The sequence below is a fragment of the Quadrisphaera sp. DVD1 genome (assembly GCF_058932755.1).
In genome coordinates this window covers 21,420-32,579 of record NZ_JBZYWI010000019.1, presented here as the reverse complement: position 1 = coordinate 32,579, position 11,160 = coordinate 21,420, and the positions used below count along the sequence as shown (strand labels likewise).

The window sequence follows — 11,160 nt, the reverse complement described above, 5'->3', positions numbered from 1 at the left end:
GCGCCCCGACGTCGTGGCCCTGGTCGGGGCCGGCGCGCTCGACCCCACCCGCACCGAGGCCCTCGTGCGCGAGGAGGTCGCGCACCTGCCGGTGCTGTGGCGCGAGAGCTCCGCGGTGGTCGGGCCGCTCGTGCGCCCCGGTGCCTCGACCTGCCTGCGCTGCGTCGACCTGCACCGCGCCGACCGCGACCCGGAGTGGCCGCGGCTGGTCTCCCAGCTCTCCACGGCGCTGCCCGGCGGTGCCGCGCGCCCGGAGGAGACCTCGCTCGCGGCGCTGGCCGCCGCGCTGGCGGGCGTGCAGGTGCTCGCCCAGCTGGACGGCGTCCAGGCGCCCGCCGCGCTCGACGCGACGCTGGAGGCGTCCCTGCCCGAGGGGGTGGTGGCGCTGCGGCCGTGGACACCGCACCCCGCGTGCGGCTGCACGTGGCGGAAGCCGGCGTGACGAGCGCCACGGGCCGCACGGACGGCGTGGTGGCGGCAGCGGGGCGAGGATGGGCGGGTGAGCGAGATCCCCCGCAGCGCCATCGGCCGCGGCCTGCGCCTGGCAGCCCTGCCCGCAGCCTTCGCCGGGCGGCAGGCGCTGGGCCTGGGCAAGCGCGTCGGGGGGCGCTCCTCGGAGGAGGTCGCGGCCTCGGTGCAGGCCGCCACGGCCGAGCAGCTGTTCAAGGTGCTCGGCCAGCTCAAGGGCGGGGCGATGAAGTTCGGCCAGGCGCTGAGCATCTTCGAGGCGGCCCTGCCCGAGGAGGTGGCCGGGCCCTACCGGGCCACGCTGACCAAGCTCCAGGACGCCGCCCCGCCGATGCCCGCCGCGACGGTGCACGCCGTCCTGGCGCGCGAGCTCGGCGCGGACTGGCGCGCGCTGTTCACGGAGTTCTCCGACGCCCCGGCCGCGGCCGCCTCGGTCGGCCAGGTGCACCGGGCGGTGTGGTCCGACGGGCGCGAGGTCGCCGTCAAGGTGCAGTACCCCGGCGCCGGGGAGGCGCTGGTCTCCGACCTCAACCAGGTCTCGCGCGTCGTCCGCCTCGCCGCCGGCTGGGTGCCCGGGCTGGAGCTGGGGCCGATCCTCGACGAGCTCAAGGAGAGGATCGCCGAGGAGGTCGACTACCGCTACGAGGCGCAGGCGCAGACCGCCTTCGCCGAGGCCTTCGCCGACGACGACGGCTACGCGATCCCCCGCGTCGTCCACGGCGCGGACCGGGTGCTCGTGACCGAGTGGCTCGACGGGGTGCCGCTCTCGCGGATCATCGCCGAGGGCACGCAGGAGCAGCGCGACGTGGCCGCGGCCCGCTACCTGGAGTTCCTCCTCACCGGTCCCGAGCGCGCCGGGCTCCTGCACGCCGACCCGCACCCGGGCAACTTCCGCCTGACGCCCGACGGCCGCTTCGGCGTCCTGGACTTCGGCGCCGTCAACCGCCTGCCGGACGGCATGCCGCTGCCCGTCGGGCGGCTCCTGTCCGCCGCCCTGCTCGACGAGGCCGACGAGGTGCTCGACGGCCTGCGCGACGAGGGGTTCGTCAAGGACACGATCGACGTCGACGCCGAGGACCTCCTCGACTACATCTCCCCCTTCATCGAGCCGCTGCGCCACGACGTCTTCCGCTTCGACCGCGCCTGGCTGCAGTCGCTTTTCAAGGTCATCAACGACACCGACCGGCCGGAGTGGTCGGTCGGGCTCAAGGTGAACCTGCCGCCGGAGTACGTGCTCATCCACCGGGTGTGGCTGGGCGGGATCGGCGTGATGTGCCAGCTCGGCGGCGAGGTGGACGCCGTCGCGGTGCTCGAGGCGCACCTGCCGGAGTTCGTGGCGCCGGAGTTCTACGACGAGGACGAGCTGGCCGAACCGGCCCTCGACTGAGGCGCTTCCCCGCCAGTGCCCCTCCTCGCGGGGGTGGCCGCGGCCCTGCTTCGCACCCGCCGTGCTGCTCCACGCCCGTTCGGCTGCGCCTGGCGGTGCGTTCGGGCGCCTCGGGCCAGCACGCCGAGCGTGAAGCAGCAGACCGGGCGTGAAGCCACTGTTGCGCCAGGGGAAACTCGCCAGTACCGTTCCCGCCATGGAAACCGGTCCCGGTCGCTCCCCGACGGCGCAGGAGGCCCGCGAGGCGCTCGCCCAGCTGGGCGAGGACGAGAGCGCGGTCCGCTACCCGCCGCTCCCCCGGTGGTTCTTCGTCGCGCAGGCCACCCTCGTGGCGTGCCTGTTCCTCGCGCAGCTGCTCGACCGGTCCGACGCCCGCTCGGCCACCTTCGCCGTCGTGGTGGCGGCGTGCGTCCTCGGCGGCCGGTACTGGTTCCGCCGCCCCGGGGTCGCCTGGGTGTCGGTCAGCGCGAAGGACGTCGGTCCGTTCGTGCTGGCCCTCCTGGGCACCGCCGTGCTGGCGCTGGTCGTCGCGGAGACCACCGGAGCGTGGTGGATGTGGATTGTCGCCGCGGTCGTGGGGGCTGCGGTCGTGCTGCGCACCGGCCACGCGTACCGGAGGGCGTACGGCCATGGCCGCTGACGCCCCGGCGTTCGACGAGGTCATCCACGCCCCTGCGCGGCTGCGGATCTGCGCCATGCTCAGCGCCGCCCAGAAGGTGGAGTTCGGCGTCCTCCAGGAGCACCTCGGCCTGTCGAAGTCAGCGCTGAGCAAGCACCTGGCGCAGCTCGCCGACGCCGGCTACGTCCGGCAGGAGCGCGCCGTGCGCGACGCCCGCAGCCGGGTCTGGCTCTCCCTCACCCGCGACGGAGCCAGCGCCTACGCCGCCCACGTCGCGGCGCTGCAGCAGATCATCGCCGCCGCGGATGCCTGAGCCGTGCAGGCCCCGTCAAGGGGCGACGAGGCCGGCGCGGGCCCGGGCGGTGACCCCCAGCGGGACGCCGTCCTCCCAGCCCTCGACCACCGGGGGCAGCAGCGGCAGCGGGACCACCGCGACCAGCGTGACCTCGGCGGTGCGGCCGTCGGAGGTGCCGGTGCCCGGGGCCACCGCGAAGCCCGCGTACCGGTCGGCGGCTCCGACCAGTGCCACGTGCTCGGTGACGCTCGCGCGCACCGAGGCGCCCTTGGTGACACGGTGTTGTCACGTGACAGCACCGGGCCAAGGCCCTGGCCCGCGCTCCAGGGGCGTCACATGCACCCGTTAGGAGGGCGCGTGGGGGCCATGGTCGAGAGAGCCGGGGGCCGTACCGATGGACCGATCATGAAGATGACCAGTCGGACATCGCGCCGGATTTGGCTTGGGGTGGCCCTTTGCGCCGTCACCGTCGGCACGCCGGGGTGCGGCCCCAGTGACCCGGTCGAGGCATGCATGGACAACTACATGGAGGCAGCGGAAGGCATGTCCGACATCACTGGCATGCCGGTTGGTCGCGACCGGGAAGGGTTTCGCGGCATCTGCATGAGTGAGGTAGACGAGTAGTCCAGGCGGTTCGCCCCAAACCGCTGACCCCGAGGCAATCCCGCGACGACCGGCGCCCTACGCCGGCTCCACGACCTCCGCCTCGACCCATGCCACAACGAGCCGGCAGCCGTCGGTGGTCCATGCAGCGCGAGCCATCCCGCCTGCACCCTCCCGTCGCCACTCCAAGACGATCCCGGGACAGTCTTCTTCGGCGCCGTGGACCCAGCAGTGGACCTGGCGCTGGGTGCGACGGGCGGCCTGAACGGCACGTCGAGCCTCGTTGCCCTCAGTGAGCCACGCGGGCAGCGGGGTCGTCGGCTTGTTCTGCCCTCCCGCCATCACCCAAGAGTGCGACGCATCGAACGCTTGTTCGGATGCGTCGGGAGCGTGTCAGCCCTGACATCTAACTTGCGAGCATGAGCCTCGCCGTCTCGATCACCGCACTGCTCTTGAGCGTTGCTTCGCTGGCCTGGCAGGCGTGGACATGGCGCAGCAATGGACCGCTGCTGCGGGTGCGCACCACCAACTCCGTCGGCGACCTTGAGGTTCTTGGCGAGCCTGCCCACTACTTGCGGATTGACGTCGTCAACGTGGGCCGTGGGCCAGCCACCGTCACCAACTGGGGCATCGAAGCCCCTGACGGTACGAGCATGTACGTATTAAGGCGCGTACCTGTCTCCACCGAACTGCCAGCTCGAGTCGAGCCTCACGCGAACGCCACGTTCTACATCCGCGGCGATGACGTCGCCCGTGCGGCCGGGGAGGGTCGACACAGCCTGCCCCAGTTGCGCGCCTGGGTGGAGCGAGCTGATGGCCGACGTGTTTACTCTGAGCGCCGCGTCCCGCTGAAGTAGTCGAGCCAGGTCCTGGGCTGCTCGGACGGAGTCGATGGCGGCCACCAGTAGCGGTCCTCGTACTCCTCCAGCGACACCAGGTCGATGCTCTCGCTGTCGCGCTGCACGATCCCCGGGGTGTCCCTGAACCGGCGGCCTAGCGAGAACGGGCCATCGCGGCGGGCACGCTCGACCTCCCGCTGCGCGCGGGCACTGAGCTCGGTGCGGACGAAGCCGGCCATGTTCGCAGGATGGCGCCGCCATGTGGACGGCACCAGCGTGGATCCCTTGGGCGGTGGCACGTCGCTACGCACGGTGTAGGCGTGTCGTCGATCGACATCTGCGTTCGCCAACGGGAGACAAACCGCGGCGCATACGGTCGCGCTCTCACCGTTACGTCTTGGGGGCATCGTGGCCGCTCGCTTCAACCCGCCGCCGAACTGGCCGGCGCCACCGCAAGGATGGGCGCCGGATTCAGGCTGGCAGCCCGACCCCTCGTGGGGTCCGCCGCCTCAAGGCTGGCAGCTCTGGGTCGAAGACCCCCCCACCCCGCGGCGCGAGCGGCCCCGTCACGCGAGGTCGGTTCTGCAGTGGATCACCTTGGGCGTCGTCGGCTTCTTCGTGCTGCTGTTCACGGTCACCGGCTTGGCCACCGGGGGCATCAGTGGAGGTTTGATCATGCTCGGCTTCTCGGGGCTCCTAGTCGGCCTCGGAGCTGCCGCCGTTGGCCGCGCTCGGTGGGCGTTCATCGCCAGCCGCAAGGTCGGGGCAGCAGTGGCCACAGTCGGGCTCGTCGCTCTAATCGCCGGCGGCGCAACGGCTCCCGACCCTTCTCCCGTCTCTGCAGCGGCTGACACGGAGATCAAGAAGCCCACCGCCTCACCAACCGTGGACAAGGAAGCGGCCGCTGCGGCCGCTGACGCCGCGGCCGCAGCGGAGGAGGTGGACGAGCAAGTCGCGCCGATCGACGCGCTCGCCACCACCGGGCTCCTTAGTGATGGCGACGCCACCGGAGCCATCACCCAAGCCGGCCGCACATCTGCCCTCGCAGCCCTGGCGGCTGTCGAGGTCAAGGGGCGCGCCCCGCGTACCGGCTACGACCGGGACATGTTCGGCTCCGGCTGGGTCGACACGGATCGCAACGGCTGCGACACCCGCAACGACATCCTCGCCCGCGACCTCACGGCCGAGACGTTCAAGCCCGACACCCGCGACTGCGTCGTCCTCACCGGAACCCTCGCCGACCCCTACACGCCCAAGTCGATCCCCTTCCAGCGCGGCCAGGACACCAGCAACGACGTCCAAATCGACCACGTCGTCGCGCTCTCCGACGCCTGGCAGAAGGGCGCCCAGCAGTGGGACGGCGCCAAGCGCACCGCCTTCGCCAACGACCCGCTGAACCTCCTCGCCGTCGACGGCCCCCTCAATGCCTCCAAGGGCGACGGAGACGCCGCCACCTGGCTGCCGCCGAACAAGGCTTTCCGCTGTACCTACATCGCCCGTCAGGTCGCGGTGAAGGTCAGCTACGGGCTGTGGATGACCCAGGCGGAGAAGAACGCCAGCGCCACGATCCTCGCCACGTGCCCGGACGAGCCGCTGCCCGGCGGGGTCGTCGCCAACATCCCCGAGCCCGCGCCGACCAAGTCGGCGAGCCCTGCGCCCAAGCCCGTGCCCGCAGCCCCCAAGGCGGCCGCGCCAGCACCTGCTGCACCGGCACCCGCCGCACCGGCCCCTGCTGCACCGCCGCCAGCCCCTGAGCCCGCTCCCGCCCCGGCCGGCGCTTCCTACGCCAACTGCAGCGAGGTCAAGGCCGCCGGAGCCGCTCCCATCCACCCCGGCGACCCCGGCTGGCAGGACAAGTTCGACCGCGACAAGGACGGCATTGGCTGCGACACCTGAGTAACCATCCGCCGGAAGCGCCGCTGATGCGCGAAGCGAAGGGCTAAGCCATGGGCCAAGGAATGAGCGACCTCGAACGCGCACGCTTTGCCAGGCCGCTAATTATGGAGGTGGACGCCGTAGCGGCCCACTTAGCTCACGGCCTGCGAATGATCCGGGCCTACAGGTACGGCCCCCTTGACGCCGACCCGCTCTTCGCCTGCCTCGCCATCGGCATGGAAAAGATGGCGAAGCTGACGATCGGCCTCATCGCGCTCGACGCCGAGGGCACGTGGCCCAAGCCGCAACGGGTACACGACGTGGTCAAGCTCGATCGCCAGGCACGCGACGCCCTCCGCGCACGCGTGGAACGGTCGCCAGCCACTCCCTACGTCCGCGGGCTGCTGGACGCCGTCCATGGCGACCCGTTGATGCACCGGGTCCTTGCGACGGTCGGGGACTACGGCATGCAAGGCAGGTACTTCTACCTCGACGCTCTGGCGCAGGGGCCGAAGGATCGCCCGAGCCCACATCAGTTGTGGGATGGCGTGGAGTCGATCGTGCTGGACGGCGATCCACCACTGCTGCACCGCCTTGCCTCGAGCGAGCATGACGAAGCGCGCTTGGAGATGAACGAGGTGATCGCAGCCTCGGTCAGCCAGTGGTGGTGGGCCTACACCCACTGCTGGCGGCACGGTGTCGCCGGGCCCACAGCTCGACAGTGGTCCAGCAACATCCGCCCGGAGCACGTCGACCGCTCCTAACCACCGCTTGTCCGTAGTTGGTGCGACGCTGGACACGTCGTCCCGCCCGATAGAATTACGCCATGTCATGGAGCAAAGGCATGGAGTTGCGCAGGCTTGACCAACTGCCCATGCCCGTTTATTTTGATAGAGCGATAAGTCACATCGATGATGTGATTCGCTGCAAAGCATGGCTTTTTTGGTCTGACTCGTTTCTTGATGAGGAACGCGCGAGCGGCGAACTGCCCCCCACCGCCTCTCTTGACGACGCACGGACTATTGACTTGTTCATGCAGAAAAAGGGCCACGTCGGCAAAGAAAGCGGGTGCCCTTGGCACCAGATGTTTGACCCAGCGGAGATCGTTCGCAGTGCCAACGCCTTATTGAACACACATGCCGGGCGATCCATAGACGACCTCGAGGTGGCCGTCGAACAGTTGTCCAGCCGCCTCCAGGATCAGGACGTGAAGGCGGTCAGAGAGTTTTTGCTCAATCCCATCCGGGTTCAAAACACACCGCAGGGTGGACGTCTTGACGACGGGAGCCACCGCTTGTGCGCTCTGCGGGCAGCGCTCCCTGCGGACACGCTGGTAGTTGTCAACGTGGCAGGACCATAGGGACTGGGGCCTGCAGGCTAGGAGCTCAACCTCGCGTCACAGCCGCCACCTAGCGCCTCCTGGTCAGGGCTGAGGAGACGCGGCGCTCCGCAACGTAGCCGGCCTGCACGAGCTCGGCCGCGGAGGCGGAGTCGGCGTTGGCCTGATGAGCGTAGGCGTGCCCGGATGACGGGAGCCGATAGACCGATCGAGGGGAACGGACGCAGGCTGCCGGTGGCCCGGTGCCCCTTGCCGCCATGGGTAGGCCTTCGCTGCTCGAAGTGGCGCCGCTGGGACCGAGTCGCGGGAACCCCCTCATGTGCCGCCGAGGGCGCATCTACTCAAGGACCGCCCGGGCCGCGATCATCGATCGCTGTCCCACTTCCAAGCCACCGCGTCTTGAGCCACGGAGCGCGTCAAGCCATGGACGTCAGCTTTGGTGACGCCCCAGCCGGCAGGGATGCCCCCTGCGGCGGTCCACCGAAGTGTCGTTGGCTCCAGCTGCAGTCGGCCGAGGTCGAACAGGCGGTGGTGGTTGCGGCACATCGGCAGGCCGTTCCACCACTCGTCCGCGGCGAACCCCTGGTCGATCAAGTGCGCCGCCTCCAGGAGGTCCTCGTCGGCGATGCCGCAGGCGGCGCACTCCAGCCTCCCATTGGCGTCCCGTTGAGCTTGGAAGACCGCCGCTCGAAACGGGGCGTTGCTCGGCCGTGTCAGGCGCTCCGCCAGTCGCCTCGGCCGATCGCGCTGGTCTGCCTTGATGGCTACATGCGCCGGAGCGGCGTCGAAGGACCCACCCGAGGGACGGCCGAGCAGCGACTCCACGACCGTCGCTGCGCTGCCGAGGTCGTCCAAGTACCGGCCCTTGAAGTTGAAGCCAGGCGTGAAGGCGCCGTTGAACTGCTGCATCGCGCTCACGTACGGGCGACTATCGATCGCGAGTAGCGGCTCGAAGATCACCGTGTGCTTGAAGTGGCCGGGTGTGTCCTCGATCCATTGCCGGCCGTTGACGGCGTAGGCGAGCTCTGGCCGGGTGCGGAACGCAGCTAGGACCGTGTACAGGTGCCGCAGTTGGCCACCCGGCTCGACGCGCAGCGCGACGTCACCCACCTGCGGCATGGACTGCTGGGTGAAGACCGTGCGGTCCTTGAAACCCCACGCGTGCCCGTCCCGCTTAGCGGCCTGCGAGACGCCCACTGCGGCGAGCTCCGCAGCGATGGGCGCCAAAGATCGAATCTGGTCCAGCGCGAACGCTGCGTTTTGAACCGCGTCACCTTGCTGCGTGGACATCTGGAAGAGCCGCATCGGGCCATCCTCTGTCACATCTAGCGACGCTGGATGGACGGTGCGCCGTGTCAAGGGTCAGCGCGGCTCGGGGGTAGGCGGCAGGTCGGTGCATTTGGCGGCGGTGCCGCGCGACGTGGCGACAGGGCACCGCCGCCCGTTCGCTTCGATCTTCGCGCATAAGGCCTCCTCCACGTCGACGCCGAGCACGTCCGCCAACCGGAGGAGGTAGGCCAGAACGTCGGCGATCTCCTCGCGGACTCGACTGGCGCGTGGCTCCTCGTCGGCCAAGACGAGGCGGTCCGGCCGCATCCGCAGCGCCTCCTTCACGAGGCGGCGCAGCGGCACCTCACCCGCGCCCTCCAGGCTCGGCTGGCGGCACTGCAGCGCCACGACGTCGCGCAGGGGCAGCCGCAGCACCTACCTGACACAGTTGCACACGCGAACGAGCACCCTTCCCCTGTAGGCCGACGTGGTCTGGGGCATCCCGGGCGACCGGGTCCACCTCGTGGTCCGCGACGACGCCAAGATCGACACCGACCGCAGCGTGTACTTCACGTCCGACCGCATCGCAGTCAAGGGCACGATGCGCGTCGGCGTCGCCGCGGTCCATGAGGCCGCCGTGGTGCGCGTCGCCCTAGACGAGCGACTACCCGCGCCACACCTCCTGCGGCGTGGCCTCGTGCTCTGCGCGAGAGCCGATGCAATCCTGCACAGTCACGATCAGCACGTCCTACCGCACCATGCGGGACGGAGTGGCACTACGTCACGCTCAACGGAGATCCGTCGCCACGGACGCAGTAGCCAGCTGGAGGGGCAGGTTCGTGAGACCTCAGGGAACACGCGTATGGTGCCGATCGTGGTGCATGAGCCTGGACCGCGGAGCGCTCGGCAGCACGGGTCAGACGTGATACCTGACCTCGTGTCCTACCGTCATCCCCCAGTCACGGAGGTCGTGGTAGCGGTGCGCTTCGCATCGCTACCCCTTGAGGTCGTGACCTCATTCGGCGCGTGGTGGCACACGCACCTACGGGAGCAGTTCCCGTCTATGAGCGCCCAGCCGCCCTACGAGCCGCCCGTCGAAGAGTTGAACGCACGCCGTTCCGCAATGACGTTTAACTTCAATCTCCCCATGATGCTTCCGTCCCCGCGACTGTGGTTTACGAGCCAGGACGACAGCGAGCTGATTCAGTTGCAACCAAACTGGTTCGCCTGCAACTGGCGCAAGACAGAACCAGCACAGGAGTACTCGCGCTGGGGGCCACGCCGGGAAGCCTTCATAAAGTGGTACAGCTCGCTTCGAGATTGGTGCATTGGGCAAGGGGCAAATTTAGTCCCTGAACAATGTGAGGTGACATACATTAATCAGATTTCACCTCACCCCTCCCTCTGGCAAACGCATGCCGATGTGGGAAAAGTTCTGGGCCCTGCGACGACTCTGCCTGTAATTGACGACCTCACAGCCGAAAACGTCACTTGGCATGCGCAGTACCTCCTTCCCAACACAGAAGGCCGCCTTCACGTCGACCTACAGCCAGGATTCAAGGTTGAAGACGACTCGCCGATCTTCATTTTGAATCTCACGGCTCGTGGCCGTCCGGTTAGCGGCGAGTTATCCGACATTTTGGGCTTGCTAGACCAGAGCCGGAAGAGTATCGTTACAGCGTTTACGCAGATCACCACCAGCGCGGCACAAGAGACTTGGGGGAGGACGTCATGAGCGCTCTGGCCATCGGCAATGGCGCCGATTACTCACTCAGCAGCTCATCCTGGTACGCCGGAGCCAAGACCAGCTTCAATCGACTCGTCGCCGCCTCCACCGCGGCCGTTCGTGTTGCCCTGCCGTATGACGTTGCCAAGTTCAATGTGGCTTTTCCGTACCAAATGCCGAGTTGGATGGAATCCACCATCAAAGCATTGAGCAACGTGGTGGCCCTTCCAGAGGATTGGGATGGCGAAGGCGCCAAGCGTGTCACCAGGGATGCTTTGATTGGAGCGATCCAGGTGCTGATGTACCCCGTCTGGGAGGCTGCCCCGGCCCCGTTCATTGGCCCGACCCCCGATGGCGGCCTGATTCTTGAATGGCGCTCTGACAACATAGTTTTGCAGGTGGAGGCAGACGCGGCCGGGAAGCTGGACACGTACATCTTGGACCGGATGGCCCAGTACGAATTTGAGGGACCTTTCGGCGAGGAGCCGGACGGGCTCGAGAAGTGGGCTTGGCGACTGCGCCACGGCTGAATTCACTGCCCGCTTGCGGTTAGTCCGCCAGAGTTTTCAGGATCCCCGTGCCAAGAGCTCTGATCGACGACCCTGAGGGCATACCCGACGACGAGATCCTGTACCGCTTCATTCCTTCCTCGAACTCCGGGAGCCGTGGAGCGGACGGCTCACTGCCTCCACTGCGAGCCCAAGCATTCCAAGATCAAAGCGAGGATGTAGCGAGGACGA

At 68.6% G+C, this 11,160-nt stretch carries 13 protein-coding genes and 2 pseudogenes; 10 read left to right on the top strand and 5 right to left on the bottom strand.

The features are described from left to right. The 4 genes and pseudogenes from AC5FZL_RS03855 to AC5FZL_RS03840 form a co-directional block, all read left to right on the top strand. Window positions 1-442 (top strand): annotated as a pseudogene (locus tag AC5FZL_RS03855) (thiamine biosynthesis protein ThiF); the annotation flags it as partial. A gap of 57 nt (window positions 443-499) precedes the next feature. Beyond that, complete coding sequence (locus tag AC5FZL_RS03850; RefSeq protein ID WP_493617239.1) at window positions 500-1,855, top strand: ABC1 kinase family protein; 1,356 nt, start codon at window positions 500-502, stop codon at window positions 1,853-1,855. Between the two features lie 196 nt (window positions 1,856-2,051). Further along, window positions 2,052-2,495, top strand: a complete 444-nt coding sequence (locus AC5FZL_RS03845) for a hypothetical protein (protein WP_493617238.1) — start codon at window positions 2,052-2,054, stop codon at window positions 2,493-2,495. Further along, complete coding sequence (locus AC5FZL_RS03840) at window positions 2,485-2,787, top strand: transcriptional regulator (protein WP_493617237.1); 303 nt, start codon at window positions 2,485-2,487, stop codon at window positions 2,785-2,787. Before AC5FZL_RS03845 ends, AC5FZL_RS03840 begins: the two co-directional genes overlap by 11 nt. Before the next feature lie 15 nt (window positions 2,788-2,802). On the opposite strand, the gene AC5FZL_RS03835 is transcribed toward AC5FZL_RS03840, so the two are convergent. Next, the gene (locus AC5FZL_RS03835) at window positions 2,803-3,027 is read right to left on the bottom strand and encodes a hypothetical protein (RefSeq protein ID WP_493617236.1); all 225 of its coding nucleotides are present in this window, start codon (window positions 3,025-3,027) and stop codon (window positions 2,803-2,805) included. A gap of 764 nt (window positions 3,028-3,791) precedes the next feature. Here AC5FZL_RS03835 and AC5FZL_RS03830 point away from each other — a divergent pair. Then, on the top strand, window positions 3,792-4,229 hold the full coding sequence (locus tag AC5FZL_RS03830; RefSeq protein ID WP_493617235.1) for a hypothetical protein: 438 nt from the start codon (window positions 3,792-3,794) through the stop codon (window positions 4,227-4,229). Here the strand turns inward: AC5FZL_RS03830 and AC5FZL_RS03825 are convergent. Then, window positions 4,199-4,450 carry a hypothetical protein gene (locus AC5FZL_RS03825; RefSeq protein ID WP_493617234.1) on the bottom strand — a complete coding sequence of 84 codons (252 nt, stop codon included), beginning with the start codon at window positions 4,448-4,450 and terminating at the stop codon, window positions 4,199-4,201. The two genes, AC5FZL_RS03830 and AC5FZL_RS03825, sit on opposite strands and share 31 nt — an antisense overlap. Before the next feature lie 646 nt (window positions 4,451-5,096). On the opposite strand from AC5FZL_RS03825, the gene AC5FZL_RS03820 reads away from it, so the two are divergent. From AC5FZL_RS03820 to AC5FZL_RS03810, 3 genes are all read left to right on the top strand, one after another. After that, the gene (locus AC5FZL_RS03820; protein WP_493617233.1) at window positions 5,097-6,107 is read left to right on the top strand and encodes a GmrSD restriction endonuclease domain-containing protein; all 1,011 of its coding nucleotides are present in this window, start codon (window positions 5,097-5,099) and stop codon (window positions 6,105-6,107) included. A 62-nt stretch (window positions 6,108-6,169) separates the two neighbouring features. Next, window positions 6,170-6,850 (top strand): hypothetical protein, encoded by a 681-nt coding sequence (locus AC5FZL_RS03815; RefSeq protein ID WP_493617232.1) that lies wholly within the window; start codon window positions 6,170-6,172, stop codon window positions 6,848-6,850. Window positions 6,851-6,912: 62 nt separating this feature from the next. Continuing rightward, entirely contained in the window at window positions 6,913-7,446 is a 534-nt protein-coding gene (locus AC5FZL_RS03810; RefSeq protein WP_493617231.1) for a hypothetical protein, read from the top strand. Between the two features lie 342 nt (window positions 7,447-7,788). On the opposite strand, the gene AC5FZL_RS03805 is transcribed toward AC5FZL_RS03810, so the two are convergent. From AC5FZL_RS03805 to AC5FZL_RS03795, 3 genes and pseudogenes are all read right to left on the bottom strand, one after another. Continuing rightward, a complete protein-coding gene (locus AC5FZL_RS03805; RefSeq protein ID WP_493617230.1) occupies window positions 7,789-8,730 on the bottom strand; it encodes an HNH endonuclease in 942 nt (313 codons plus the stop codon). A gap of 57 nt (window positions 8,731-8,787) precedes the next feature. Next, window positions 8,788-9,000 (bottom strand): MazG-like family protein, encoded by a 213-nt coding sequence (locus AC5FZL_RS03800; protein WP_493617244.1) that lies wholly within the window; start codon window positions 8,998-9,000, stop codon window positions 8,788-8,790. Next, window positions 8,992-9,126, bottom strand: a pseudogene (locus AC5FZL_RS03795) (CpaF family protein); the annotation flags it as partial. The pseudogene AC5FZL_RS03795 and the gene AC5FZL_RS03800, both read right to left, overlap by 9 nt. A gap of 169 nt (window positions 9,127-9,295) precedes the next feature. Here AC5FZL_RS03795 and AC5FZL_RS03790 point away from each other — a divergent pair. Both AC5FZL_RS03790 and AC5FZL_RS03785 read left to right on the top strand, forming a co-directional pair. Next, a complete protein-coding gene (locus AC5FZL_RS03790) occupies window positions 9,296-10,429 on the top strand; it encodes a TIGR04255 family protein (protein WP_493617243.1) in 1,134 nt (377 codons plus the stop codon). Next, a complete protein-coding gene (locus AC5FZL_RS03785; protein WP_493617229.1) occupies window positions 10,426-10,950 on the top strand; it encodes a hypothetical protein in 525 nt (174 codons plus the stop codon). The genes AC5FZL_RS03790 and AC5FZL_RS03785 overlap by 4 nt, the downstream gene beginning before the upstream one ends. Window positions 10,951-11,160: the final 210 nt, after the last annotated feature.

Coding starts and splice junctions, on each gene's coding strand:
- AC5FZL_RS03845 (WP_493617238.1), top strand. CDS start 2,052: ATGGAAACCGGTCCCGGTCGCTCCCCGACGGCGCAGGAGGCCCGCGAG.
- AC5FZL_RS03840 (WP_493617237.1), top strand. CDS start 2,485: ATGGCCGCTGACGCCCCGGCGTTCGACGAGGTCATCCACGCCCCTGCG.
- AC5FZL_RS03830 (WP_493617235.1), top strand. CDS start 3,792: ATGAGCCTCGCCGTCTCGATCACCGCACTGCTCTTGAGCGTTGCTTCG.
- AC5FZL_RS03825 (WP_493617234.1), bottom strand. CDS start 4,450: ATGGCCGGCTTCGTCCGCACCGAGCTCAGTGCCCGCGCGCAGCGGGAG.
- AC5FZL_RS03815 (WP_493617232.1), top strand. CDS start 6,170: ATGAGCGACCTCGAACGCGCACGCTTTGCCAGGCCGCTAATTATGGAG.
- AC5FZL_RS03810 (WP_493617231.1), top strand. CDS start 6,913: ATGTCATGGAGCAAAGGCATGGAGTTGCGCAGGCTTGACCAACTGCCC.
- AC5FZL_RS03805 (WP_493617230.1), bottom strand. CDS start 8,730: ATGCGGCTCTTCCAGATGTCCACGCAGCAAGGTGACGCGGTTCAAAAC.
- AC5FZL_RS03790 (WP_493617243.1), top strand. CDS start 9,296: ATGCGCGTCGGCGTCGCCGCGGTCCATGAGGCCGCCGTGGTGCGCGTC.
- AC5FZL_RS03785 (WP_493617229.1), top strand. CDS start 10,426: ATGAGCGCTCTGGCCATCGGCAATGGCGCCGATTACTCACTCAGCAGC.